Below are 26,791 nucleotides of genomic sequence, written 5' to 3' on the forward strand. Positions count from 1 at the left end.
TCGATCGCTCTTCGGCTTCGACATCCTCGCAAAGGCCGGGAAACGGCGGCGAAACACCGTGACGGGAGCCTTCCCTCGAACTGCTCCCCGCGGAAGAGGGAAGAACCGTGACGGACATCGTCGACGAAGAGACACCTGCCACGACCGGCGGCCGGACCTACAACGGCTGGACGCAGAACGACGCTCTGGAGGACTACTCGCTGCGCTACGCGCCGAAGTCCTTCCGGCGATGGACCCCCTACGTGGTGGCCACCACGGCCCTGGGCGGCATCGCCTACCTCGCGGACTTCGCCATCGGCGGTTCCATCGCGATCTCGAACGGCTTCTCCAGCGCGATGGTGGCGATCGTCGCCGCGGCGGTCGTCATCTTCCTGACCGGCATACCGATCTCCTACTACTCGGCGAAGTACTCCATCGACATGGACCTGCTGACCCGGGGCGCGGGCTTCGGCTACCTGGGGTCCACGCTCACGTCGGTGATCTACGCGAGCTTCACCTTCATCTTCTTCGCCCTCGAGGGCTCGATCATGGCGCAGGCGCTGGAGTTGGGCCTGCACATACCGCTCCCCGTCGGGTATCTCCTGTGCTCGCTGGTCATCCTGCCGCTGGTGATCCACGGCATGACCGCACTGTCGAAGATGCAGGTGTGGACCCAGCCGGTGTGGCTGGTGCTGATGGTCGCCCCTTTCGTGTCCATCGCGATCCAGGAGCCGGGAAGGTTCTCGCAGTTCACCCACTTCGCGGGCAACTCGCCCACCGGTTCGAGCATCAGCGTGCTCGGTGTCGGAGCGGGCGCGGGTGTGGCGCTGTCGCTGATCGCGCAGATCGGTGAGCAGGTCGACTACCTGCGCTTCATGCCGGACAAGACCCCCGAGAACTCCCGTGGCTGGTGGGGCGCGGTACTCTCCGCCGGCCCCGGCTGGGTGGTGCTCGGCGCGGCCAAGCAGATCGGCGGGGCGTTCCTGGCGTTCTACATCGCCGGCACCGTGGGCCTGGGCAAGGCCAACGAGCCCATCCAGCAGTACGTGCACGGGTTCAGGACCTTCGCGGCGCCCGTCGCCCTGGGCCTGGCGACGTTCTTCGTCATCCTGTCCCAGGTGAAGATCAACTCGACGAACGCGTACTCCGGCTCGCTGTCCTGGTCCAACTTCTTCTCCCGGCTGACCCACCGTCACCCGGGGCGGGTGGTCTACATCTTCCTGAACGTGGGCATCGCCCTGGCCCTGATGGAGGGCGGCGTCTTCGGCTTCCTCAACACGGTGCTCGGCTTCTACTCCAACGTGGCCATCGCCTGGATCGGCGCGGTCGTCGCCGACCTGGTCGTCAACAAGCCGCTGAAGCTCAGCCCCTCGTACATCGAGTTCAAGCGGGCCCATCTGTACCACTTCAACCCCGTCGGCTTCGGCTCGATGCTGATCGCCTCGGCCGTCTCCATCGCCGCGTACTTCGAGGCCTTCGGCGACTACGGCAAGGCGTACTCCCCCTTCATCGCACTGTTCCTGGCCATGGTGCTCTCGCCCCTCTTCGCGGTGCTCACCAAGGGCAGGTACTACATCGCCCGCACCGACGACCTGGCCGAACCGCTGCTCGGCGCCGACGGGCTGCCCTCGGCGGCCGTCCTGGTCTGCTCGGTGTGCGCGACCGGCTTCGAACGTCCCGACATGGCGGGCTGCCCCTTCCACCGGGGTGCCGTCTGCTCGCTGTGCTGCAGCCTGGAGAAGGACTGCCACGACTCCTGCAAGAGCGGCGGCGCCACGGGGCCGGTGGACCTGGCGCCGCCCGCCGTGCGCGCCGCGGACTGACCACCGCCGCACCCCGCCCCCGGTCCCCGGCCGGCCCGTGCTCCTCGGCGCGGGCCGGCCGGGTACCGGAGGCGCCACCACCACAGCCACCGCCACCACCGCCGCCACCACCGCGATCTGGCATGCCCCGGTCAAATCTGTCAGGCTTCGAGCGATACACGCACCCCACGGCCGACCCGGCGCACCCCAGCCGACCGGAAGGCCGCCGAGCAGGCCGTCGATCCCGGCCGCGCAAAGGAGTCACGCGTGAGACAGACCCCCCACAGACCCACCGCCCACCGGACCCTCGCGGCGGGCGTGTTCGCCGTCGCCGCGCTGGCCGCGGTCTCGCTGCCGGGCACCCCGGCGGCGGCCGCACCGCCCACCGCGGAGCGCGCCGCCGCCTGCAGTCCGGCGCAGGTGGTCGCCAACGGCGGCTTCGAGGGCGGCACTTCGCCGTGGAGCCAGTCGTCGACGAGCGTCATCAGCAGCCGCACCGGCCAGACCGCCCACGGCGGAACCTCCTTCGCCTGGCTGGACGGTGTCGGCAGCACCCACACCGACACGCTCACGCAGAGCGTCACGATCCCGAGCGGGTGCGACAACGCCACCCTCACCTTCTGGCTGCACGTCGACACCGCCGAGACCACCTCGTCCACCGCGTACGACAAGCTGACGGCGAAGATCGGCAGCACCACGCTGGCGACCTACTCGAACCTCGACAGGAACACCGGATACGTCCAGAAGTCCTTCGACGTGTCGGCGTTCGCGGGCCAGACCGTGAACCTCGCCTTCACCGGCACCGAGGACTCCAGCCTGCAGACCAGCTTCGTCGTGGACGACGTCGCCCTCGACACCTCCGGCGACACCGCCCCGCCCGCGGACTCCACCCGCACCCCGGCCGCGCCCTCGTACACCGTCAGTCTGAGCAGCGACACCAGCGGTACCGTCTGGACCGGTCACGAGAGCGCGACCTTCACCAACGCCTCCGCCACCGCGCTCAGCGAGGTGTACCTCAGGCTGTGGGACAACTACCACGGCACCTGCTCGGCGATGCCGATCACGGTCAGCAACGTCACCGGGGGCACCGCCGGCTCGCTCTCCGTCGGCTGCACCGCCCTGCGGATCGCCCTTCCGGCGCCGCTCGCCCAGGGCCAGTCGGCCACCATCGGCTTCGACCTGGGCATCACCGTACCCAGCGGCGCCGACCGCTTCGGTCACGACGGTTCCTTCAGTTTCATCGGCAACGCCCTGCCCGTCCTCGCGGTCAAGGACGGCGCGGGCTGGCACCTGGACCCGTACACGAACAACGGCGAGTCGTTCTACTCGCTGGCCGCCGACTTCCGTGTGACCCTCGACCACCCGAGCACCCTGCTGGTCCCGGCCACCGGCACCTCGGTCGACACACCCGGCACCGGCGGACGCACCGTCACCACCGCCACGGCCGCCAAGGTCCGTGACTTCGCCTGGGCCGCGGGTCCCTTCACCAAGATCTCCGGCACCTCCGCCGCCGGTACGACGGTGAACGTCTACTCCGTGTCGGGCATCAGCTCCTCCTCCGCGCAGTCGATGCTCAGCACCGCCAAGTCGGCCGTGGACGCCCACGCCGCGCGGTTCGGCGCCTACCCGTACGGCGAGTTGGACGCGGTCATCGACAACAACTACTGGTTCGGCGGCATGGAGTACCCGGGCTTCGTCCTCGACCTCGTCAGCACGACCGCGCTCACCCACGAGATCGGTCACCAGTGGTTCTACGGCATCGTCGGCGACGACGAGTACAACAGCCCCTGGCTGGACGAGGCGTTCACCGACTACGCCACCGACCTGGCGCAGGGCAAGACCGGCGGCAACTGCTGGAGCAGCGTCTCCTGGGCCTCGTCGGCGGAGAAGATCACCAACTCGATGGCGTACTGGGACGCCCACTCCTCCCGGTACTCGACGGTCGTCTACGGCTACGGCAAATGCGCCCTGCACGATCTGCGGCGCGTCCTCGGCGACACCGCCATGGCGAAACTGCTGAAGGACTACGCCACTTCGCACTGGTACGGCGTCTCGACCACCGCCGAGTTCAAGGCCGCGGCCCAGGCCGCCACGACCACGGACCTGACCTCGTTCTGGACCACACACCGCATCGACGGCTGACCGGCGCACCGGCCGCCTCGGGTGGCGCCGGCCGGCGCCACCCGAGGTGCGAGGGGGCGGTCACACCCATATCGTGGTGCTTGGAGCGCTTCCAGGGTGTACCTCTCCCCAGGAGCCGTCATGGCCAAGAAATCCGCCTCCCCCCGCTCTGCCCCGGTCTACGCCCTCGCCGGAATCCGGCTGTTCAACGGGGCCACCGGACTGCTGGCGCCCGACCTGCTGATCCGGCGTCTCGACCCCGGTCACGAGCCGCCCAGTCCGGCGGCCGTCTACGCGTTCCGGCTCTTCGGGATCCGTACGGTGCTGCTCGGTCTCGACCTGCTGACCAGCCACGGCGACCGGCTGCGGCAGGACCTGCGTGAGGGCGTCCTGATCCACGGCAGTGACACCGCGACGGCGGCCTCGCTGGGACTGGGCGGCCGGCTTCCGCCGCGTACCGCGGTGCTGACCACACTCATCTCGGCCGTCAACACGGCCCTGGCCGTCACGGCGGCCGACTCGCTCGCGGAGCCGAAGGACAACCGGAAGTGACCGCGGAGCCGCCTGCCACCGGCCCGGCCGAGACGGGCTTCGACTACGTCGTCGTGGGTGCCGGCGCGGGCGGCGGCCCGCTCGCGGCCAATCTCGCCGCCGGGGGTTTCCGTACGCTGCTGCTCGACGCGGGCGGCGCCGAGGACGACGACAACTACCTGGTCCCCGCCTTCCACGCGGACGCCTCCGAGGACCCGGTCCAGTGCTGGAACTACTTCGTACGGCACTATGCCGACGAGCAGCAGCACCGTCGCGACAGCAAGTTCGTCGCGGACCGCGGCATCCTCTATCCGCGCGCCGCGGCGGTCGGCGGCTGCACCGCGCACCACGCGCTGATCACCGTCTACCCGTACAACAGCGACTGGGACGCCATCGCCGAGGAGACCGGTGACGCCACCTGGCACAGCACGGCCATGCGGCGGTACTTCGAGCGGCTGGAACGGTGCACCTACCGGCCCCGGCCCAAGGAGCCGCCGCGCAATCGGCTGCTGGCGGCGCTGCTCGGATCCCTGCCCCTCACGTCCTCCCGGTACCGCAACGACGCCCGGCACGGGTTCGACGGCTGGCTGCCGACCGCGCTCGCCGACCCCCGGCTCGCCGTCACCGACGAGCAGTTGCTGAAGGTGGTCCTCTCCGCCGCCGAGGACACGCTCGCCGACTTCCTCGACCGTCCGCTGTCCCCGCTGGAGGGATTCGGTTCGTTCGTCGACCCCAACGACTGGCGGGTGCAGACGCATGCCCTGCAGGGCCTGTGGCAGATCCCGCTCTCCACGGCGGGCGGCCGGCGCAGCGCGGTGCGGGAGCGTGTCCGGGCGGTGCAGCGCGACCACCCCGGCCGACTGGTGGTCCGTACCCACACCCTCGCCGCCAGGGTCGTACTGGACGGAGACGGAGCGGCCAGGGGCGTCGACTGTCTGCACGAGGCGCACGCCTACCGGGCCGACCCGGGCAGACCGGAGGCCCCCCGGCCACCGGTTCTGCACCGGGTCCTCGCGTCCCGCGAGGTGATCCTGTCCGCAGGAGCCTTCAACACCCCGCAGCTGCTGATGCTTTCGGGCATCGGACCGCGCGAGGAACTGGCGCGGCACGACATCCCCGTACGGGTCGACCTGCAGGGCGTCGGCGCCCATCTGCAGGACCGGTACGAGATCGGCGTGGTCAGCCGGACGGACCGGCCGTTCCGGCTGATCGAGGACTGCGGCTTCCACGCACCCGCGCCCGGCGCGGAACCGGACCGCTGCTACCGGGACTGGCAGCGCGGCGAGGGCCTGTACACGACCAACGGCGCCGTCGTCGGTATCACCCGCAAGTCCCGGCCCGAACTGGACGCCCCCGACCTGTTCGTCTTCGGCGGCCCCTTCGACTTCCGCGGCTACCGCCCCGGGTACTCCCAGGACCTGACCCGCCACCGGGACCGTTTCACCTGGGCCATCCTCAAGAGCCGCACCCACAACACCGGCGGCCGGGTACGGCTGCGCTCCGCCGACCCCCGTGACACCCCCCTGGTGAACTTCCACTACTTCACCGAGGGCACCGACAAGGACGGCCTGGACCTGGAGGCCATGACGGGCGCCGTGGAGTTCGTGCGCGGGATGAACCGCCGGGCCTCGGCCGTGATCCGCGAGGAGCTGTGGCCCGGCGAGGAGGTCGAGGGCCGCGACGCGATCCGCCGTTTCGTCCAGGACGAGGCCTGGGGCCATCACGCGTCCTGCACCTGCCGGATGGGGCGGGCGGACGACCCGTCGGCCGTCGTCGACAGCCGTTTCCGGGTGCGCGGCGTGGACCGCCTCCGGATCGTCGACGCCTCGGTCTTCCCCCGTATTCCCGGCTTCTTCGTCGCCGCGCCCATCTACATGATCAGTGAGAAGGCGAGCGACGTGATCCTCGAATCCGCACAAGGAGTACCACGATGAGCACGCAACGAGCCGGTTACCGCACCTCACTGCCCTGGCGGATCCTCACCACCGTCGCCGAGAAGGTCGACCGGCGCGTCGGCTGGGACCGGCTGCCCGTCGTCGCGGGCCTGCTCACCATCGTCGGCCTGCGTGTGGGGCTCCGGCGGAAGAACCTCCACGACACCGGCCGGCTGCCGTCGGTGAACCTGCCCGAACCCGCGCCCCCGTCCGCGGACCACAAGGTCAACCGCACCGCCGACGGCAGCCACAACGACCTCGGTGAGCCGCGCATGGGCATGGCCGGCACCCGCTTCGGCCGGAACATCCCGCTCGACAAGATCGCCCCGGCCACGCCCTCGGACGTACTGGCCGGCCCCAATCCGCGCGAGGTCAGCCGGGCCGTGCTCACCCGCCGCGAGTTGATCCCGGCCGAGTCGGTCAACTCGCTGGTGTCCGCCTGGCTGCAGTTCATGATCCGGGACTGGTTCAGCCACGGAACCAGCCCCACGGACCGCCCCTGGGAAGTCCCGCTCACGGACGACGACCCGTGGCCGGAACACCCCATGCGGATCATGCGGACCCCGGACGACCCGACCCGCGACCCCCAGGCACCGCCCGGCACGCCCGACACCCGCGTCAACGCCTCCTCCCACTGGTGGGACGCCTCCCAGATCTACGGGTCGAACGAGACGGAACAGCGGCTGATGCGCACCGGCTCCCTCGGCAAGCTGCACCTGTGGGACGACGAGCAGTCCCCCATCCCCTCGGACCCCTCCCGCGACCCCTCGCAGGTCCCCGGCTTCTGGCTGGGCCTGGCGATGATGCACGACCTGTTCACCCGGGAGCACAACGCGATCTGCGACCATCTGCACGCCGCGTACCCGTCCTGGGGCGACGAGGAGCTGTTCCAGCGAGCCCGGCTCGTCAACGCCGCCCTGCTCGCCAAGATCCACACGGTGGAGTGGACCCCGGCCGTGATCAGCCACCCCACCACCGTCAAGGCGCTGCACGCCAACTGGTGGGGCGTCGCGGGCGAGCGCGTCCACGACCTGTTCGGCCGGATCAGCGGCAGTGAGGTCGTCAGCGGCATTCCGGGCGCGCGGACGGACCACTACGGCGTCCCGTACGCGCTGACCGAGGAGTTCGTCGCCGTCTACCGCATGCACCCGCTCATCCGCGACGAATGGCATCTGCGCTCCGCCGCGGACGACTCGACCCTGCGCCACTGCACGCTGCGCGACATCTCGGGCCCCGGTGCGCTCAAGTTCCTGGAGACCACGGAGATGACCGACCTGCTCTACAGCTTCGGCACGCTCCACCCCGGGCTGGTCACCCTGCACAACTTCCCCAGGTTCCTGCAGGAGTTCGAGCGCCCGGACGGACATCTGCAGGACCTCGCCGCCACCGACGTCCTGCGCTCCAGGGAGCTGGGCGTGCCCCGCTACAACGAGTTCCGGCGGCTGCTGCGGCTCAAGCCCGCGGAGAGCTTCACCGAGCTGACGGACAACCCGACGTGGGCCGAGGAGATCGAGCGGCTCTACGACGGCGACATCGAGAAGGTCGACCTGACGGTCGGGCTGTACGCGGAGAAGCTGCCGCGCGGATTCGCGTTCAGCGACACGGCGTTCCGCATCTTCATCCTGATGGCCTCGCGCCGGCTGAACAGCGACCGGTTCTTCACCGAGTACTACACCCCCGAGGTCTACTCCAGGGCCGGCATGGCGTGGATCGACGACAACACCATGGTGACCGTGCTGCTGCGCCACCACCCCGAGCTGCGTACGGCCCTCGCCGGGCTGGACAACGCCTTCCTGCCCTGGCACACCACCGGACGGGCGGCGAGCTGAGATGGACGCGGTGGACAGGTCCCGTGAGGAACTTCGGCGGCACATCACGGCGGCGGCCGACCGGTACCGGGAGACCAGTGACGAGCGCCGGGAGGTCGAACGGCAGCAGGACGCCGGAGTCGCGTTCCCGGACTCCCAGGAGCACCTCGCCGCACGCGCCGCACGCCTGCTCGACCGGCAGGCGGTGCCCGCCGCCATGGTGGTCGAGGCCGTACGTGCCGAGCCGCTGGCACCGCCCGCCGCGTACGAACGCATCCTCGGCGTGTCCAAGGAGCTGCAGGCGTGGAGCTTCCTGCCGCGCGGTGCGCGGGCCGCACGCACGGTCGCCCGGATCTCGGTGCGGGACGGCGGCCGTGAACTGCCGCTCGGTACCGGGTTCCTGGTGTCGCCGAGCCTGCTGATGACCAACCATCACGTGCTCACCGACGCGGACGCGGCCCGGCAGTGCTTCGTGGAGTTCGACGCCCAGGTGACCGTCGACAACGCACCGCAGGCATCGACGCGGCTGGAACTCGACCCCGACGGGTTCTTCCTGGCCGACCAGGGCCTGGACTTCGCTCTGGTCCTGGTCGCCCCGGGCCCGGACGGGCGGCCGCCGGGTGAGACGTTCGGCTGGAACCGGCTCAGCGCCCAGCCGGGAAAACTGGTCATCGGCGAGCCGGTCAACGTCGTCGGGCATCCGATGGGGCGGCTGAAGGAGATCGCCGTCCGCGACAACATGCTCCAGGTGCGGCTCGACGACTTCCTGCACTACAAGACGGACACCGAGCCGGGGAACTCCGGTTCCCCGGTCTACAACGACCAGTGGGAGGTCGTCGCCCTCCACCACAGCGGCGTACCCAGGACCGACGACCAGGGCCGGGTCCTGCGCGCCGACGGGCAGCTCTGGGAACCCGGTGACGGCGACGACGCCATCGACTGGGTGTCCAACGAGGGCGTACGCGTCAGCTCGATCCTCACGTACCTCGCCGCCCTCCCCCTCACCGAGCGGCAGCGGGAACTGCTGGCGGGGACGGGACCGGAGTCCGGCCTGCAGCAGCCCCAGCCCGCCGCCGGTCCCGCGGTGATCCCCGCCGGTCCCGCGGTGATCCCCGCCGGTCCCGCGGTGGCCCCCGCCGCCGTCACCGTGCCCGCCCCGGCCCCCGAGCGGGCCGGCCCCCGGACGGCCGGCCCGGCCGCGCGGGACGGTGCGTTCGGTGGCGACCGGCACCTGGTCTTCCTGCACGGCCGCTCGCAGGAGGGCAAGGACCCCGAGAAGCTGCGCCGCGAATGGACGGCCGGACTGAACCAGGGACTCGTCCGCGCCGGGCTCCCGCCGGTCGATCCGGCGGACGTCTGGTTCCCCTTCTACGGCGACCGGCTGGCACAGGCGCTCGCCCCGCCCGCGGCCGTCCCCACCATCGGGGAGTCCACGGTCCTCGCGGCGGCGGAAGCGGTCGCACCCGCCGCTCCGGGCGCGCACGCGGTGTACGGCGACATCGTCGGCGAGGCCGCCGCCAAGTGGGACATCCCCCGGGAGGGGCTGCCGGTCGCCGAACGGATCGGCCTGCCCGACGTGGTCGGGGCCCTGCAGCGGCAGCTGAGCTGGCTGGCCGCCCGGAGCGACCTCGACGCGCTCACGATCAGCCTGGTCTTCCGTGACGTGGCCGCCTACCTGGAGGACCGGCGCATCCGGGACGACGTCCTGGACTGCGTGCTCCAGACGGTGCCGGACGCCGGAGAGGTGGTGCTGGTCAGCCACAGCCTCGGCACGGTCGTCGGCATGGACCTCACCACCCGCCTGTCCCCCGGCGTACGGGCGGTCCACCTCACCACGGCGGGGAGCCCGCTGGGGCTGGACAGCGTGTACAGCAGGCTGCTCGTCGGCGGGGCGAAGCGGCCGGACAAGGTGGTGGACTGGCTCAACGCCTGGTGCCCGACCGACGCGGTGGCCATCGGCTGTCCGCTGGCCGACGACTGGGCGGACGGCCTCGTGGACATCGCCGTGCTCAACGCCCGCGACCGGGCCCACAGCATCGTGGAGTACCTGTCGCACGCCGAGGTGGCCTCGGGGATCGGCAAGCACCTGCTCGGCTGAGCCCGCCCACCAGGGGGCCGCCCCGCGGGGGGCGGTCCCTTGTCACGCAGGCACGAACCCCGCCGTCGCGGGACTCACATCACGCACACAGAGAGGCCATCCACTCGGCCCGTCCCCCGGTCGCTGCCATATTCGAAAGCCACTTCGGAGGTGGCTGTGACGACAGAGGCGACGACGTCCGAGGCGCGGGAGACGGGGGCCCACGGGTCCGACCGCACCGCCGACCGCATCATCGAGCTGGAGCACCGCCGAGCGCGCGCGGTGGCGCCCGGCGGGCCGCGAAGGCGGGGTGAGTTCACCGCACGGGAACGGATCGGGCTGCTGCTGGACGCCGGTTCCTTCGCCGAGACCGGCCTGTTCGTCCGGGCCCGCCCCACCGGGGACGATGCCCGCCGCCCGTACGGCGACGGGGTCGTCACCGGGCACGGCACGGTGGACGGGCGTCCGGTCTGCGTCTTCGCCCAGGACTCCGCGGTCTTCGGCGGCAGCATGGGCGAGGCCTTCGGGGAGAAGACCGTCGCACTGATGGAGCTCGCCCTGAAGACCGGCTGCCCGGTCATCGGGCTCAACGACGGGGGTGGCGCCCGCATCCAGGAGGGCGTCGCCTCGCTCGCCCTCTATGCCGAGCTGGTGCGCCGGAACGTCAAGGCGTCGGGGGTGATCCCGCAGATATCGGTCGTCCTGGGGCCGTGCGCCGGCGGGGCCGCGTACTCGCCGGCCATCACCGACTTCACCGTGATGGTGGACGGCGCCTCGCACATGTTCGTCACGGGACCCGACGTCATCGAGGCGGTCACCGGCGAGCGCACCAGCGCCGAGGACTTGGGCGGCGCCCGCACCAGCAACACGGTCAACGGCAACGCGCACTTCCTCGCCGCCGACGAGCGGGACGCCATCGACACGGTGCGCGACCTGCTGTCGTACCTGCCCGCCAACAACCTGCAGGAGCCGCCCCGGTACGCCCCTGGAGCGGCACCCGACGGACGACGGCTCGACCGGGTGGTCCCGGACCGGCTCGAGCAGGCCTACGACATGCGGGAGATCCTGCGCGAGGTCGTCGACGACGCCGAACTGCTGGAGGTGCAGGAGCTGTTCGCGCCGAACATCATCTGCGCCCTGGCCCGTGTCGAGGGCGCGTCGGTGGGCGTCGTCGCCAACCAGCCACTGCACGCCGCCGGCGTCCTCGACATCGACGCCTCGGAGAAGGCGGCGCGCTTCGTGCGGTTCTGCGACGCCTTCGGCCTTCCGCTGCTGACCTTCGCCGACGTCCCCGGCTATCTGTCCGGTGTCCGCCAGGAGCAGGGCGGGATCATCCGGCGCGGCGCCAAACTGCTGTACGCGTACGCCGAGGCGACCGTACCGAAGGTGACCGTGGTGGTGCGCAAGGCGTACGGCGGCGGGTACGCCGTGATGGGCTCCAAGCACCTGGGCGCCGACGTCAACCTCGCCTGGCCCACCGCCCGGATCGCCGTGATGGGCGCCGAGGGCGCGGTCGGCCTGCTGCACCGGCGTGAACTCGCCGCCTCCGACGACCCCGAGGCGCTGCGCGCCCGCCTCGTCACCGCCTACCAGCGCACGCACGGGACGCCCTATACCGCCGCGGAGCGCGGCTACGTCGACGCCGTCATCGCGCCGCGCGAGACCCGCGCCCACGTCTGCCGCGCCCTGTGCGCGCTGCGCGGCAAGCGTGCCCAGATGCCGGAGCGCAGGCACGGCAACATCCCGCTCTGACCGCCGCGCTCCGCCCCGCTGCTCTGACCGCCGTGACCGCGCCGCCCGCGCCGACCCGCAAGCCCGTTTCCGTGACGTGAGGAGCCATGCCCGATGGACAGCCGCCGCCCCCCGCTCGCGCCCGCGTACCGGACCCTGCCCGAGTACGTGCGGCACTGGGCCGAGACCATCCCCGACCGCCGGGCGTTCACCTTCGTCGACCATCCCGCCGCGAACTCGCGCGGCGTCCACCGCACCCTGATCTGGCGGCGCCTCGACCTGCGGGTCCGGGCGCTGGCGGCCCGGCTCACCGAGGAGGCCGGGCCCGGAGCGCGGGTCGCGCTGCTGTGCCCGCAGGGAACGGAGTACGTCACCGCCTTCCTCGCGGCGCTCACCGCCGGCCTGGTCGCCGTACCGCTGTATCCGCCCGGTCTGCCCGGGCACGGCGACCGGCTCTCGGCGGTCCTCGCGGACGCGTGTCCGGCGGTCGTGGTGACGACGAGCGGTGCGGCGGAGGAGGTGCGGGAGTTCTGCGCGGGCACGGCGGTGCGGATCGTCGTCGCGGACGAGGTGCCCGACGCCGCCGCCGGGGACTGGCGGCCGGGCACGCCCGACCCGGCAGGGCTCGCCTATCTGCAGTACACCTCCGGTTCGACCCGCACCCCGGCGGGCGTGGAGATCACCCACGGCAACGTCGTCGCCAACGCCCGCCAGGCGCTCACCGCCTACGGCGCCGACGAGCATCCGCCGACCTGCGTCGGCTGGCTGCCGCTCTACCACGACATGGGGCTCGTGCTCAGCGTCGCCGCACCGGTCCAGCGGGGTCTGCTGTCGGTGCTGATGGACCCGGTCGCCTTCCTTCACGAGCCGGCGCGCTGGCTGCGGCTGCTCGGCGCCCATCCGCGCACGGTGAGTGCCGCGCCGAACTTCGCCTACGACTACTGCGCATCGGTGGTCACCGACGCGCAGAAGGCGGACCTCCGGCTGGACGGTGTCTCCGCGCTGATCAACGGCAGCGAGCCGGTCCGCCCGGACACCGCCGACCGCTTCCACGCCGCCTTCGCCGCGCAGGGTCTCGCGCCGGGCACCCACTGCCCGTCGTACGGACTCGCCGAGGGAACCGTCTTCGTCAGCGCCGCCGGGCCCGGGGAGCCGCTGCGCGTGTTCACCCTGGACCGCGACGCCCTCGCCACCGGGAAGGCCCTGCCCGCGCCGGCCGACGACGCCACGGCCGTGCGGTTGGCCGGCTGCGGCATCCCGGCGGGCCAGCGGGTCCGCATCGCCGATCCCGTCTCCCGCACCGCCCTGTCCGAGGGAGAGGTCGGGGAGATCTGGGTGCAGGGGCCGAACGTCGGACGCGGCTACTGGAACCAGGAGGAGCAGACCCGGCGGGTCTTCGGCGCCGTCCTCGCCGGTGACCCGGCCGCCGGGGGCGGCTGGCTGCGCACGGGGGACCTGGGCACGGTCCTCGACGGCCAGCTGGTCGTGACCGGTCGGCTGAAGGACCTCATCGTCGTCGACGGCCGCAACCACTACCCGCAGGACGTCGAGGCCACGGCCCAGGACGCGCACCCGGTGGTGCGGCGCGACAGGCTCGCCGCCTTCGGCGTGCCCGGACCCGACGGGGAGCGGGTGGTCGTGGTGGCCGAGCACGTGCGGACCACGAACCTCGCGGGGATCGACGTACCGGACCTGGTGCGCGCCGTGCGCGCGGCCGTCTCCGCGCGGCACGGCCTGCGCCTCGCCGACGTGGTCCTCGTCCAGCCGGGCGCCGTTCCCCGTACCTCCAGCGGCAAGGTGTCGCGGGCACTGACCCGTGCCCGGTACCTGGAGGGCGCCTACACGGCGGAGAGCACCCGGTGAGCGCCCCCGACGAGAGCTCGGTGCGCCGCCTGATCGCCGAGCGGGTGGCCCTCTGGAGCGGCACCCCGGCCGGGGACGTACCGATGGACCGGCCGCTGGCGGACCTCGGCATGGCCTCGCGCGACGCGGTCGTCCTCGCCGGGGAGCTGTCCCGTCTGACGGGCCGTGAACTGCCTCCGACCCTGCTGTGGGAGGCGCCCACCGGCGAGGCCCTGGTGGCGCGCCTGTGCGCCACGGTGACGGAGGCCGCACCGGCCACCGGGGCCCCGGTGGCTCCGGCGGTCCCGACGGCTCCCGCCGAACCCGTGGCGGTCATCGGGGTCGGCTGCCGGCTGCCGGGGGGTGTGCACGGCCCGGCGGACTACTGGCGGCTGCTGAGCGAGGGTGTCGACGCGATCCGGCGGGTGCCGGAGGACCGCTGGCGGGACTTCACCGCCTTCCCACCCGCCGAGGCGCCCCGCCACGGCGGCTATCTGGACGACATCGCCGGATTCGACGCGGACTTCTTCCGCATCACCCCGCGCGAAGCCGCCGTCATGGATCCGCAGCAGCGGATCCTCCTCGAGGTCGTCCACGAGGCACTCGACCACGCCGCCGTCCCGGCCGCCTCCCTGGCCGGCACCGCCACGGGTGTCTTCGTCGGCGTGTCCGCCCCGGAGTACGGACAGTTGACCGGCGCCGATCCCACGGGGGTCGATCCGTGGGCGCCGGCGGGCGCGGCCCTCGGTGTCACCGCGGGCCGTCTGGCGTACGTCCTGGACACCCGCGGGCCGAGCATGGCCGTCGACACCGCCTGTTCCTCCTCGCTGGTCGCCCTGCACCACGCGTGCGTGAGCCTGCGCACCGGCGAGAGCGACACGGCGATCGCCGCGGGGGTCAACGTGCTGCTCTCCCCCACCGTGACCGTCGCGTTCCGGCGGGCGGGAGCCCTCGCCCCGGACGGCCGGTGCAAGCCGTTCTCCCCGGCGGCGGACGGCATCGGACGCGCGGAAGGGTGCGCGGTCGTGCTTCTGAAGCGACTGGAGGACGCCGAACGGGACGGCGACCGTGTGCTGGCCGTCATCCGCGCCACCGCCGTCAACTCCGACGGCCGTTCGGGCGGCCTCCTGGCGCCCAACCCCGCGGCCCAGCAGGCACTGCTGAGGAGCGCCTACGCACGGGCCGGACTCGCCGCGCAGCGGGTCGACTACGTCGAGGCGCACGGCACCGGCACCCCGCTCGGCGACCCGATCGAGGCGGGCGCGCTCGCCGCCGTGCTCGGTCCGGGCCGCGACCCGGACCAGCCGCTGCTGCTCGGCTCGGTCAAGGGCAACCTCGGGCACCTGGAGTCGGCCGCGGGCCTCACGGGGCTGGTGAAGACGGTGCTCGCGCTGCACCACGACCTGATTCCGCCGTCCCTGCACTGCGCCGACGGCAGCGCCCTGGCTGACACACGGCTGCGGGTGGTGACGGAGCCCGAGCCGTGGCCCCGCTACACCGGAACGGCCACCGCCGGGGTCTCCGGGTTCGGCTTCGGCGGCACCAACGCCCATGCGGTACTGGAGGAATGGCGGCCCGGTGCCCCGGTGCCGCCGGCCGACGGGCCGGCCACCCGGCTGCACCTGCTCGGCGACGTCGACACGGAACGGGTGCGGGACACCGCGGCCCGGCTCGCCGACTGGCTGCTCACTCCCCAGGGAGGCGCCGCGCACCCGGCCGACGTGGCACGCACCCTCGCCGGGCGTACCCGCCGCGGACCGGTGCGGGCCGCCGTCGTCGCCCGCGACCGGGAGGAACTCGCGGAGGGACTCGTCGCGTTGGCGGGCGGCCGCCCCCACGCCCGGGTGGTCACCGACGAACGCGACCTCGTCGGGCGCGGGCCGGTGTGGGTGTTCTCCGGGTACGGCAGCCAGTGGGCCGGCATGGGGCGCCGGCTGCTGGCGGAGGAGCCCGCGTTCGCCGCCGCCGTGGAGAAGCTCGACGCGCAGCTCGCCGCGGAGTGCGGTCTGTCCCTGTACGACCACCTGGCCTCGGGAGGCGGCCTGGACCGGCTGGAGGTGGCCCAGCCCGTCCTGTTCGGCCTGCAGGTGGCGCTCGCGGAGCTGTGGCGGGCGTACGGTGTCGAGCCCGCCGCCGCCATCGGTCACTCCATGGGCGAGGTGGCCGCCGCGGTGTGCGCGGGCGCCCTGGACGTGTCGGACGCGGCCCGGGTCGTCGCCGTACGGGCCCGGCTGCTCAGCGGGCTGCGGGGCGGCGCGATGGCGGTCGTCGACCTCGACGACCACGAAGCGGACTCCCTGGAACGGGACTTCCCGGGCGTGTACGTGGCCGTCCATTCCTCGCCCGGCCAGAAGGTCGTCACCGGCGAGGAGCCCGCGGTGACCCGGCTGGTGCGGCGGCTGGAGCGGGAGGGCCGGGCCGCCCGGACCATGCGGGTCGTCGGCGCCGGTCACTCCCCCCAGGTCGACGGGCTGCTGCCCGAGCTGACCGACGCGCTGGCCGACGTCCGGGGCAGGGCGCCCCGTGTCCCGTTCTACTCCACCGTCCTCGACGACCCGCGCGGCTCCTCCGCCTTCGACGCCGCCCACTGGGCCGCGAACCTGCGGCGGCCCGTGCGCCTGGACCGGGCCGTCGCGGCGGCCGCGGCCGACGGGCACACCGCCTTCGTGGAGGTCTCCCCGCATCCGGTGCTGACCCGGGCCGTCACCGGCACCGTCCCCGGCGCGCTCGCCGTCGGCACACTGCGCCGCGACGCGGACGGCTGCGAGGGTTTCCTCACCCACCTGGGCGCGCTCTACGCGGCGGGGGGACGCCTGCCGCTGCCGCCCGGCCGGGTCATCGACCTTCCCGGACCGCGCTGGCGGCATGTCCGGCACTGGTGGACGGACGGACGGCCGCCCGTCGCTGCCACGCCCGCGGCTCCCCCGGCTCACGGGGAAGCGGCCGCCGTCGCGCCGGACGACACCTCGGTCCCGGCCCGCCTGTGCCACCACATCGCCACCGTCACCGGTCATCCGCAGGGCCGTGTCACCCCGGCCACCGCACTGGCCGGCCTCGGGCTGGACTCTCTGATGGCGGTCCGCGTCCGCAGCGCGATCGAACGCGAGTTCCGCGTCCAGCTCCCCCTGCGCGACCTGTTCGGCGCCGCGACCGTCGGGGACGCGGCCGACCGCATCCAGCAGGCCCTTTCCGCAGGCCCGCTCCGCCCGCTGCGCGTCACCGGCTCCCGGCCCCCGCTCTTCCTCGTGCACGCGGCCGGCGGCACCCCGGACGTCTACCGCGCGCTCGCCGACCGGCTCGGGGACGACCGGCCGGTGTACGGGCTGGACCGGATCGAGGAGGCCCGGACGGTGCCGGAGAAGGCCAGGCGCTACGCCGAGGCGGTCGCCGCCGCCCACCCGGACGGCCCCTGCCTGCTGGGCGGTTGGTCCTTCGGCGGATTCGTCGCGCAGGAAACCGCGCGGCAGCTCACCGCCGCCGGGCGGGACGTCGGACTGGTGGTACTGATCGACTCCGTGCGGCCCCTCCCCCGGCCCGGCCGCTCCCCGGCCGACCGGCTCCGCGCCCACTTCACGGGTTTCGCCCGGCACGTCGCCGACACCTACGGGGTGCGGCTCCGGCTGCCGTACGACGAGCTCCTCGCGATGGACGACGACGGCGAGCGCATCGACACCGTGCTGCGGGCCCTGAGGGAGGCCGCCGACGTGCCGGCCGCCGCGCTGGAGCACCAGCGCGCCTCCTATCTGGATCTGAGGATCGGCGAGGCCCACCAGCCGGGCCGCCACGAGGGGCGGGTGGTGCTGTACCGGGCCACCGAACCCGCCCCGCACACCGTGCGCGACCCGGCGTACGAGCGGGACGACCAGGCGCTGGGCTGGGACGACGTGTGCCCGCGCCTCACCGTCGTGCCGGTCGCGGGCCACCATCTGTCGCTGCTCGACCCGCCGCACGTCGACGAGATCGCCGCCCATCTGCGGCGCGAGCTCGCCGCACAGAGCCGCTGAACCGGAACCACGAGGAGCCGCCATGTCCCACCCCACCACCGGAGTGTCCCGACGCGCCGTCACCAGAGCCGCGGCCGCCACCTCGCTGGCCGTCCTGTTCGGCGCCGCCACCGGCACCACGCGCGCCCGGGCGGCGACCCGGCTGGGACCACGCACCTTCGACGTGTCCGTGTCCTCCGCCGCACTGGGCCGCAGCGCGCCGGTACGCCTGATCCTGCCGACGGACCACGCCACGCAGACCGGACGGACCTACCCCGTGCTGTACCTGCTGCACGGCGCCCACGACGACTACACCTCCTGGACGCGGGAGACGGACATCGAGGCCTTCACCGAGGGCCGCGACCTGATCGTGGCCATGCCGGACGGAGGCCCCACCGGCATTCCCACCGACTGGCTGAGCGGCCCCGACTACGAGACCTTCCAGCTCAAGGAGCTGCCGTCACTGCTCGCCCGGAACTACCGGGCCTCCGGGGTACGGGCGGTCGCCGGTGTCTCCACCGGCGGCTACGGTGCCATGGCCCACGCGGCCCGCCACCCGGGCGCGTTCGCCGCGGCGGCCTCCTACAGCGGCATCCTGGACACCACCGCGCCGGGTGTTCCCCCGATCGTCGACGCCATCGTGGCCCGCGAGAAGCTGCTGCCCCTGAATCTCTGGGGCAACTCGATCCTGAACCTGCTCACCTGGCAGGACTTCAACCCGCGCGCCCGCGCCTCCGGGCTGCGCGGCACCCCCCTGTACGTCTCCAGCGGCAGCGGACTGGCCGGCGGGACCGACGAGTTGTGGCCCGAGGCGCTGGAGAGCGCCCTGTGGCTGTCCGCCCACGGCTTCACCGACACGCTCGCCCTGCTCGGCATCCCGGTCACCACCCACTACTACACCGGCGGCGCCCACAGCTGGACATACTGGAAAAGGGAGTTCACCGCCTCGTGGCCGATGCTCGCCCGTGCCCTGGGGGTACCGGAGTGATGTCGGTGCCGTCGGGGCACGGAACGGAGCGCGGGGGACGTCCGTCAGACACAGGACGCCCCCCTCACCCCACGGGCAGCGGCCCCAGGGTGAGCCGGTTCCGGGTGAAAGGAGTGTCCGCGATGGCCGTCCCCACCCCGCGCGGCGTGCCGGACGGACCGGCGGCCCCGCCGCTGCCGCCCGGCCTTGCCGAACTGCTGCGGGCCCAGCTCGAAGCGGTGGCCGACCAGGTGGAGGAGGAGGTCCGCGGCCAGGTTCCCGAGTACGCACGCCCGGCCGACGGGACGTACCGCCGCAATCTCCGGGCCGGGGTGGTGCAGGCGCTGACCCTGTTCGTCGACCACATCGCCGATCCGCGCGGTCAGGGCGACGCGATCGCCGCGACGTACTACGAACTCGGACGCGGTGAGGCCCTGGAGGGCCGCAGCCTGGACGCGCTGCAGTCCGCGCTGCGGATCGGAGGGCTGCACGCCTGGCGGCTGATGGGCCGTACGGCCAAGGAACTGGGGCTGGACTCCGCGGTCGTGGCGGCGCTGGGCGAACTCGCGTTCCGGACCGTGCACGAGGTGGCGGAGGCGGCGGCGGCCGGGTACGCCGAGGCCCAGCTGCGCAGCACGGACGAGCTGGAGCGGCGCCGCAGGCGGCTGCTCGATCTCCTGCTGGGCGACGGTCCGGTGTCGCCGGAGGCCGTGCACGACCTGGCGCACGGGGCGCGCTGGCCGGTGCCCCGGCACGTCGCCGTCGTCGCGCTCGCGGCCACCCCCGAACAGCGGGAGGAGGACCGGCCCCTGGCCACGGCCGGGGCGCTGGTGGACATGGCGTCCCGGCCGCCACGGATGCTGGTACCCGACCCGGACGGTGCCGGCCGGTTCGGCGGGCGGGCGTTCGCCCTCGCGCTGCGCGGCCGTCCGGCCGCGATCGGCCCGACGGTTCCGCTCACCGAGGCCGCGCAGTCGCTGCACTGGGCCACCCGGGCGCTGGGGCTGATGGGGCGCGGGATCCTGCCCCGGCAGGGCGTGGTGCGCTGCGCCGACCATCTCTCGACGCTGCTGCTGCACAGCGACGAGTCGCTGCTGAACCGGTTGGAGGCGCGTGTCCTCGCCCCCCTGGACGGGGTCTCCGACGGCCAGCGTGCCCGGCTCGCCGAGACGCTGCTGGCCTGGCTGCTCAGCGGCAGCAATGTGCCGGACGTCGCCGCGCGGCTGCACGTCCACCCGCAGACGGTCCGCTACCGTCTGCGCCAGCTGGAGAAGTTGTTCGGTGACGCCCTGCACGACCCCGGCACCCGTCTGGACCTCATCCTGGCACTACGCGCCGGGGAATTACGGGAACCCTCGGTACTCACACCGGCAACAAAAAACATGGAATCTCTGAATTCCCGTCCATAACAGCTGACCGGTCAACGCGAATACCTTCGGGGCATCCTTTTCCGCAGGCGCGTCAACGCGCCCCACCCCCGCAAAGGATCCCCATGCGCATCCGCTTGTGCCTCGCCGCGCTCTCGCTGCTCGGCGGGGCCGGACTGACCGCCCTTTCGGCCCCCTCGGCCTCGGCCGCCACCTGCTCGGACATCGACGTCGTCGCCGCCCGCGGCACCTTCGAGCCGGGCACGCTCGGCGCGATCGTCGGCGACCCGGTGTATTCCGCGCTGCAGAAGAAACTGACGGGCAAAAAGCTGTCCGGTTACAAGGTGAACTACCCGGCGGATCTCTCCCTCACGTCGGCCGCGCAGGGCAACGCGGACCTGGTGAACCACGTCGAGAGCCAGGCCACGGCCTGTCCGAACCAGCGTTTCGTTCTGGTCGGTTATTCGCAGGGCGCGAATGTCGTCGACAACTCCATCGGCATCAGCAGCGCCGGTGCGGTGGTCGGCAGCCCCATCGTGGCCACGATCCCGGCCGCGCTGGAGCCGAGGGTCGCCGCGGTGCTGCTGTTCGGCAACCCGATCCGTGCCCTCGGCAAGAGCGTCACCGGCACCTACCAGAGCCGCACCATCGACTTCTGCGCCAAGGGCGACCCGATCTGCGAGAACGGCGGCGGTGACGTCCTCGCGCACCTCGGCTACACCGCCGACGCCGACGCGGCGGCCGCGTTCGCCGCCGGCAAGGTCTGATTCGTTCGGACCCGCGGGCACGGCGGGGCCCGGGAGGAGATCCTCCCGGGCCCTTCGGCCGTGCCGCAGAGGTTACTTCGGGCTGCGGGCGAAGCTCGCCAGGCTGGTGGAGACCGGCTCGGGGCGCCCGTTGTTCTGCACCGGCGCCGCGGTCAGCACGTCGAGGTGCTGGTAGCCGTCGGCGACCACGGGGTGCAGGTCGGCCGGTATCCGGCCGGCCAGCAGTCCGTCGCCCGCGAGCACCGTGAGCGTCGGATCGGCGGTGAGCCCCTCCGGGTGCGCGACGAGCCGCTTCACCTGCGGGGAGGTGGCCAGTTCGAGGTCGGTGACCAGCTTGGTCGGGAAGTACTGCTCGGTGAAGTCCAGCGGCTGCTCGGCCAGGCTGCGGGCGAGCTCCCGGATGTCGGTGACCTCCTTCCCGGCGTTCGTGAAGGGCGTGCCGTCGGCCGACTTGTACCCGGGGTCGTCGGGGTCGCCGACACGGTCGTAATTCCGCCATGTGTACAGCGGCCCGTGCGGCTGCTCCGGGATCGCCTTGTACTCGGTGCCGAACAGCGCGGGCTGCCGCGATCCGCCGTTGGCGACGGGGAAGTTCTTGTCGGTGATCGGTCCGCCGTCGAAGAAGCCGACGCTGCTCTGCAGGAACGCCAGCGGTACGGAGTCGTCGTCCATCAGCGCGCCCAGTACCGCGTCGTTGCTGAGCCGGAAGTCCTTCACCGCGGGTGAGCCGGTGAGGAAGGCGGCGGCGTCCTTGGAGAACAGGAAGCGGTTGGTGGCCTCGATGTCGGTGTTGGCGGGAAGGTAGGAGGGCAGGTCGGCCTCGGCGTCCGGCGCCTGGAGGGCACCCACGCCGGCGATGGCCAGCAGGGTCATGGTCTCCGGGTTGAGCAGGACCGGCGCGGACAACGAGCGGGGCAGGACTCCGCTGTCGAGGCCGGCCTGCACGACGCCGTAACCGAGACCGATGTCGGGGAGGTCGGTGTCGTCCGGGATGCTGCCGCTGAGGTCCCCGAGATCGGTGGAGACGGTGGTGTCGAGGGCGAAGTAGCCGGCGCACTGGTTGTATCCGGCGTCCGCCGTGGTGGCGTCGTCGCCGTCGAAGTCGGCGGCCGCGAAGTACCCCGTGATCACACCGCCGAGGGAATGTCCGCCGCACAGCACCTTCCGCTTGCGCAGCTGCTGGTCGGGCAACTCGGCGGTGAGCAGGTCGTACTGGTCGCGGACCGTCTGCTCGATGCCGAGTTTCGCCATCCAGCCCAGCCGGTCGTTGCCGGTGAACCCGGCGAAGGTGCGGCCGTTCACCTTCTTGCCGCGGTAGTAGTAGTCGACGGCCGTGTGCTGGTCACCGGAGTCGATGCCGGTGTGGTCCTCGAGGCAGTTGGAGCGGCGGTCCAGGGCCCAGAACTCGATGTGCCGGCCCTGTTCGGCGGCGCGCGCCACGGTGTTGCGGGCGACGCTGTCGAACGCCCCGGCTCCCTCCAGGATGCCGGGCTGGGCGACCAGGATCCGGTCGGCGTCGGCCGAGGCGGCCGGACCGTCGGAGGCGCGGTAGCGCAGGTACGACAGCCAGTCGCACGCCGCCGGGCGGTCCCCGAAGGACGCCGGCAGCGGCACCTTCACCCGCACCACCGACTCGGTCACCCCGGCCACCGGACTCGTCGACGCGACCGGCGTCTCGGTCCGCGCGGCCGCCGCCGCCCGGGCGCCCGGGGCCACCGCGGTGAGCGTGCCGGTGGTCAGCAGCACCGCCAGCGCGGCGCTGCGCAGGGTCTTCGCGGTTCTTCTTCTGCTGCGACTCGTGTTCATAGCCGGACGGTAGGACCACGCGGGGCGCCCGACCGGCCGATGCTCACGGATACGCAGCAGCGGGGAGCGCCGTTGTCATGGCGGGCGCGATCGGGCGGGCGTCAGCACACGTTCCGGTAGGGCAGTTCGGGGAGGTAGGTGTGCCACTGGTCGCGGGTCAGGCCTCCGCCGGCCCGTCGGCATACGGTGGCGGCGATGCGGTCGGGGTCGACGGGGTACGTGCGCAGCGGGATGTGTTCGCCCGCGACCTGGAGGGTGCGGCCGTCAGGGGTGAAGGACAGATCCAGGACCTTGTCCCCGGAGGTCGGCAGGGGGAAGCCCAGTTGCTGCGCGGAGTTCACGTCCCACAGGGTGATGGTCCCATCGAGCCCGCCCACCGCGAGGGTGCTCCCGTCCGGGGAGAAGGCCAACGCGGTGACGTCGTAGGGTCCGGCGGTGAAGTCCCCGGACAGGGTCCCCGCGAGTTCGGCGAGGCGTCGTCGGCCGTCCTGGTCCCAGACGGACACCCATCCCATGTCGTCACCGACCACCAGCCGGTCGCCGGACGGACTGAAGGCCAGTACGGTGGATGTCCCGTCCCGGCTCAGTTCGCGAGCGACCGAGCGGCCGGACGGCAGCTCGACGAGCGCGGAATAGCTGGTTGCCAGAAGTCGGCCGTCCGGCCGCAGAGCCATGGAGTGCGACGCTTCGGCCCAGCTGAGGGGGCCATCGCCGGGCCGTCGGATCCGATGGCGCGCGGTTCTGTGTCGAGTGCGCAGGTCCCAGCGTTCCCACGCGTCCGCAGATGTTCGGTAGACCAGGAGGGAGTACCGGTCCGGGCCGAGTACGACGCCGTCGTCGAGGGTTGCGTCCGGGTCCCGGGGCGCAATGTCCAGGGACACGGTCTCCCGTTTCCGCCGGGTGTCCCAGACCCTGATCCGCTCCGGCCATCCTCGGGTCGACGGGCCGTCGAAGGTGCCGGTCCCGTAGGCGAAGGCACGCCCGTCCGGGCTGAACGTCAGGTTGACGACGCACTCGTCGTCCTCGTCGTCGGATTCGCAATGCGCGGACGTCAGACGGGTGCCGATGCTTCCGCTGGCGGGCCGCAGTTCGAACACGGCCGTGTTCCCGACGAGCCGAGCGGTCCCGACGAACCGGCCGTCCGGGCTGAACCGCGCCTGGCGGGCGATGGCGCGCTGATGCCACTGCACCTCGGCCGCGGTGTCGAAGGCGACCGTCTTGACCGCGGCGGGCCGCCCTCCGGCCGTCACCAGGTAGCGGATCACTCCCGCCTCCGGATCGATGTGCCCGTCCCCGGCCACTTCGTTGCGAGGTGTGTGCTGTAGGACCACACGCGGGGTGCCCGCCATCCGCCAGACGGCGACTGTTCTGCCGCCGGTCACGGCCAGATACCTGCCGTCCGCACTGAACGCCACCTCACTCGCGTCGTCCTGGTCGAGTTCCGGCAGGTCACGCCTGCGGCCGGAGGCGGTGTCCCAGACGCGCACGCCGTCGTCGGTGGTGACCGCCAGAAGTCCGCCGGCTCCGAAGGCGGAATACCCCTCACAGGCGCTTCGTCCGGCCGCGCGCACCCACGGCGCCGACACCCGCCGTCGGCCGACGACGTCCCATACCTGCAACGGGCCCTCTGTACTGGGGCACAGAGCCATCAACCGGTCGTCGGGGCTGATGAGCGCCGTCTGTGCCTCCGCGACCTTGGGTTCCAGCAGCAGCCGGTGACGCGGGACGTCCCACAGTTGCACGAACTTGTCCCCGACGACGATCAAAGTCCTGCCACCGGGCCCCAATTCCACCTGTGAGGCACCGCTCCACAACCGGAAGGTTCCGATCACCGTGCCCGAGCGGGCGTCGCGTACCTGGAAACCTCCGCTGCCCAGCGTCATGAGAAGCCGATGACCGTCCGATGACACATCCGTCAGGCTGTCGTCGGCGGACTTCTCGACCTTTCCATCAGGTCGTCGGGTGACGACGTTCCAACGCTGTATCCAGCGGCTTCCCTCGGTCACCAGAGTCCTGCCGTCAGCACTGAGGAACGGGTCGTGACCGTCCGAGCCCACCGGCACGTGGAACACCGCCCGCTCCGGCTGAGTGTCCGCCGCGAACAACGCACCCTTCGTCTCCGACGTCCCGCTCGTCCGCCACGCCGCCACACTCAGTCGCATCGCCAGCACCGGATCGGTGCCGCGCATCGAGTCCGCCAGGAAGGCCACGCGCCGGGCCGTGGCCTCCGCCCGGCGCCGGTCGCCCTCGAGGTTCTGCTGCCAGGCCACGACCCCGGCGACCAGGGCGAGTGCCAACAGCAGCGCCACGGAAGCGGTGAAGCTTCGCCGCCGTCGGCGCTCCCGGCTCCGGGTCGCGCGGGCGGCGGACAGGAAGTCCCGCTCCAGGGAGTTGAGTTCGGCGGCTGCGCCACCGGCGCCGAAGGTCTCCTCCGCCGTGGCCAGCCGGGCCCCCCGGTACAGGGCGCCGGCATCCCGCCCGAGGTCTTCCCAGGCACGCGCGTCCTCGGTCAGCCGGCGGTGCAGCAGCAACCGTTGCCGGTCCTCCTCGATCCAGCCGCGCAGGCGGGGCCAGGCCGTGAGGAGTGCCTCGTGGGCCAAGTCGACAATATCGCCGTCGAGGGTGATCAACCGGGCCTCGGCCAGGCGTTCCAGGACCTCCTCCCGGTCCCCGGCCACGGTCTGGGCCAACTCGGCCCGCTCCGCGGGACGGCGGGTGTCGGGGGTGCCCTCGCCCGGTGTGACGAGCCGCAGCAACAGTCCCCGCGCCAGGCGCGCCTGGTCGGGAGAGAGCCGGGCGTACAGGTCTTCCGCCGTGCGGGCGATCGCGCCGTGCAGGCCTCCGGCGGCCTGGTAACCGTCCAGCGTGAGGGCGCGTCCGCGGCGGCGGCGCCAGGTCTCGAGTAGCGCGTGCGACATCAGGGGCAGGCCGCCGGGCTCGCCCTCCGCCTCGGCGACGAGCCGGGCGGTCAGGGCCCGTTCCACGATCAGGCCGTCGGACGCGGCGGGTTTGACGATGGCTTCCCGTAATTCGTCACCGCTCATGGGGCCCACGGGCACGGCGGCCGTGCGCAGCACCTCGACCAGTCCGTGATGGCGCAGGCAGCGGCCGTAGAAGTCCGCCCGCAGTCCCAGGACCACGCGCAGCCGGCTGTCTGGATCCGCGGCGGACAGTAGCCGATCGATGAACTCCTGCCGCTCGGCCGGATCACGGCAGAGGGTGAAGACCTCCTCGAACTGGTCCACGACCAGCCAGGTGTCACCGGGGGCCTCGGCGGGCCGGAACAGCGCGCCATGCGTGACCATCGGCCGGTCACCCGGTGTCAGGATGCGCAGGGCGGACGGTCGTTCGCCGCCCTGGGCGCGTTGGAGGAGTGGGATGAGGCCGGCGCGCAGCAGTGAGGACTTGCCGCTGCCGGAGGGGCCGACGACCGCCGAGCACCGGGAGGCGAGAGCGACGCGGGCGATTTCGTCGACGAGCCGCTCCCGGCCGAAGAACCGGTCGTGGTCGGCCGGTTCGAAGCGCGCCAGCCCCCGGTAGGGCGGTTCGGCGTCCGGATCGTCGGCGAGTGACAGAGCGGACGCTTCCCGCTCCTCCGCCGCGGCCTGCCGCCAGCGCCGCTCCCACTCCTCCGGGTCGCCGCCGCACGCCCGTACGTAGGCCAGGGCCACCGGCAGTGTCGGAAGGCGCTCGCCCGCCGCGGCCTGCGACAAGGTGCTCGCCCCGTGCCCGGTGCGCCGCGCCATGACACGGTAGGTCGGACTGCCCGCCTCCGTGCGCAGTTCGCGCAATTCGGCGGCGAACCGCTGCACCGGGCCCGCGCCGGGATCGATCGGGCTCTCCGGACGCCCCGCCATCGGCACCTCCCCCTCCGCCCGCCTCCCCCGTGGACGCGGCGCGAGGCCCGCAAAGTACGCAGGCCCGCGGCCGTAGGGCAAGCCGGGGACGTCCTCTTCGGTCAGTGTCTCGAGGCCGGGCCCATGACCTGCGGCATCGCCGTTGTTCAGGGTGACGGATGGGGCTGCCCATTCAATTCCGGGGCCGCTGAACTCGGTGGTGCACGGCGGTCGCACAGC

General features: G+C 72.6%; 14 protein-coding genes. 12 read left to right on the plus strand and 2 right to left on the minus strand.

Annotated features, from left to right (window positions below):
• The first annotated feature begins 107 nt into the window (after nt 1-107).
• From ACWC21_RS02045 to ACWC21_RS02100, 12 genes are all read left to right on the plus strand, one after another.
• Nucleotides 108-1,802, plus strand: coding sequence for a purine-cytosine permease family protein (locus ACWC21_RS02045; RefSeq protein WP_450877138.1), 1,695 nt, complete (start codon nt 108-110; stop codon nt 1,800-1,802).
• A gap of 246 nt (nt 1,803-2,048) precedes the next feature.
• Nucleotides 2,049-3,923: a M1 family aminopeptidase gene (locus tag ACWC21_RS02050; protein ID WP_450877140.1), complete on the plus strand. Its 1,875-nt coding sequence runs from the start codon at nt 2,049-2,051 to the stop codon at nt 3,921-3,923.
• 120 nt (nt 3,924-4,043) lie between these two features.
• A complete protein-coding gene (locus ACWC21_RS02055) occupies nt 4,044-4,454 on the plus strand; it encodes a hypothetical protein (protein ID WP_450877142.1) in 411 nt (136 codons plus the stop codon).
• The gene (locus tag ACWC21_RS02060; RefSeq protein WP_450877144.1) at nt 4,451-6,367 is read left to right on the plus strand and encodes a GMC family oxidoreductase; all 1,917 of its coding nucleotides are present in this window, start codon (nt 4,451-4,453) and stop codon (nt 6,365-6,367) included. Before ACWC21_RS02055 ends, ACWC21_RS02060 begins: the two co-directional genes overlap by 4 nt.
• Nucleotides 6,364-8,196, plus strand: coding sequence for a peroxidase family protein (locus ACWC21_RS02065; protein WP_450877146.1), 1,833 nt, complete (start codon nt 6,364-6,366; stop codon nt 8,194-8,196). The genes ACWC21_RS02060 and ACWC21_RS02065 overlap by 4 nt, the downstream gene beginning before the upstream one ends.
• Nucleotide 8,197: 1 nt before the next feature.
• Nucleotides 8,198-10,273: a trypsin-like serine peptidase gene (locus ACWC21_RS02070; RefSeq protein ID WP_450877148.1), complete on the plus strand. Its 2,076-nt coding sequence runs from the start codon at nt 8,198-8,200 to the stop codon at nt 10,271-10,273.
• A 156-nt stretch (nt 10,274-10,429) separates the two neighbouring features.
• Complete coding sequence (locus ACWC21_RS02075) at nt 10,430-12,004, plus strand: acyl-CoA carboxylase subunit beta (protein WP_450877684.1); 1,575 nt, start codon at nt 10,430-10,432, stop codon at nt 12,002-12,004.
• A 93-nt stretch (nt 12,005-12,097) separates the two neighbouring features.
• On the plus strand, nt 12,098-13,846 hold the full coding sequence (locus tag ACWC21_RS02080; protein WP_450877150.1) for a fatty acyl-AMP ligase: 1,749 nt from the start codon (nt 12,098-12,100) through the stop codon (nt 13,844-13,846).
• Nucleotides 13,843-17,829: an acyltransferase domain-containing protein gene (locus ACWC21_RS02085; protein ID WP_450877152.1), complete on the plus strand. Its 3,987-nt coding sequence runs from the start codon at nt 13,843-13,845 to the stop codon at nt 17,827-17,829. The genes ACWC21_RS02080 and ACWC21_RS02085 overlap by 4 nt, the downstream gene beginning before the upstream one ends.
• A 22-nt stretch (nt 17,830-17,851) precedes the next feature.
• Nucleotides 17,852-18,796 carry an alpha/beta hydrolase gene (locus tag ACWC21_RS02090; protein ID WP_450877154.1) on the plus strand — a complete coding sequence of 315 codons (945 nt, stop codon included), beginning with the start codon at nt 17,852-17,854 and terminating at the stop codon, nt 18,794-18,796.
• A gap of 122 nt (nt 18,797-18,918) precedes the next feature.
• Nucleotides 18,919-20,184, plus strand: coding sequence for a PucR family transcriptional regulator (locus ACWC21_RS02095; RefSeq protein ID WP_450877156.1), 1,266 nt, complete (start codon nt 18,919-18,921; stop codon nt 20,182-20,184).
• An 83-nt stretch (nt 20,185-20,267) separates the two neighbouring features.
• Nucleotides 20,268-20,909 (plus strand): cutinase family protein, encoded by a 642-nt coding sequence (locus ACWC21_RS02100; protein ID WP_450877158.1) that lies wholly within the window; start codon nt 20,268-20,270, stop codon nt 20,907-20,909.
• A gap of 72 nt (nt 20,910-20,981) precedes the next feature.
• On the opposite strand, the gene ACWC21_RS02105 is transcribed toward ACWC21_RS02100, so the two are convergent.
• Nucleotides 20,982-22,715: a hypothetical protein gene (locus tag ACWC21_RS02105; protein WP_450877160.1), complete on the minus strand. Its 1,734-nt coding sequence runs from the start codon at nt 22,713-22,715 to the stop codon at nt 20,982-20,984.
• A 101-nt stretch (nt 22,716-22,816) separates the two neighbouring features.
• Nucleotides 22,817-26,572: an nSTAND1 domain-containing NTPase gene (locus ACWC21_RS02110; protein ID WP_450877162.1), complete on the minus strand. Its 3,756-nt coding sequence runs from the start codon at nt 26,570-26,572 to the stop codon at nt 22,817-22,819.
• Between the last annotated feature and the right edge of the window lie 219 nt (nt 26,573-26,791).

This window comes from Streptomyces sp. NPDC001348, assembly GCF_053597535.1.

Excerpts from the sequence above, each read along its gene's own strand:
- ACWC21_RS02110 (WP_450877162.1), bottom strand. The coding sequence starts at position 26,572 with ATGGCGGGGCGTCCGGAGAGCCCGATCGATCCCGGCGCGGGCCCGGTG.
- ACWC21_RS02055 (WP_450877142.1), top strand. The coding sequence starts at position 4,044 with ATGGCCAAGAAATCCGCCTCCCCCCGCTCTGCCCCGGTCTACGCCCTC.
- ACWC21_RS02070 (WP_450877148.1), top strand. The coding sequence starts at position 8,198 with ATGGACGCGGTGGACAGGTCCCGTGAGGAACTTCGGCGGCACATCACG.
- ACWC21_RS02065 (WP_450877146.1), top strand. The coding sequence starts at position 6,364 with ATGAGCACGCAACGAGCCGGTTACCGCACCTCACTGCCCTGGCGGATC.
- ACWC21_RS02100 (WP_450877158.1), top strand. The coding sequence starts at position 20,268 with ATGCGCATCCGCTTGTGCCTCGCCGCGCTCTCGCTGCTCGGCGGGGCC.
- ACWC21_RS02095 (WP_450877156.1), top strand. The coding sequence starts at position 18,919 with ATGGCCGTCCCCACCCCGCGCGGCGTGCCGGACGGACCGGCGGCCCCG.
- ACWC21_RS02090 (WP_450877154.1), top strand. The coding sequence starts at position 17,852 with ATGTCCCACCCCACCACCGGAGTGTCCCGACGCGCCGTCACCAGAGCC.
- ACWC21_RS02080 (WP_450877150.1), top strand. The coding sequence starts at position 12,098 with ATGGACAGCCGCCGCCCCCCGCTCGCGCCCGCGTACCGGACCCTGCCC.
- ACWC21_RS02105 (WP_450877160.1), bottom strand. The coding sequence starts at position 22,715 with ATGAACACGAGTCGCAGCAGAAGAAGAACCGCGAAGACCCTGCGCAGC.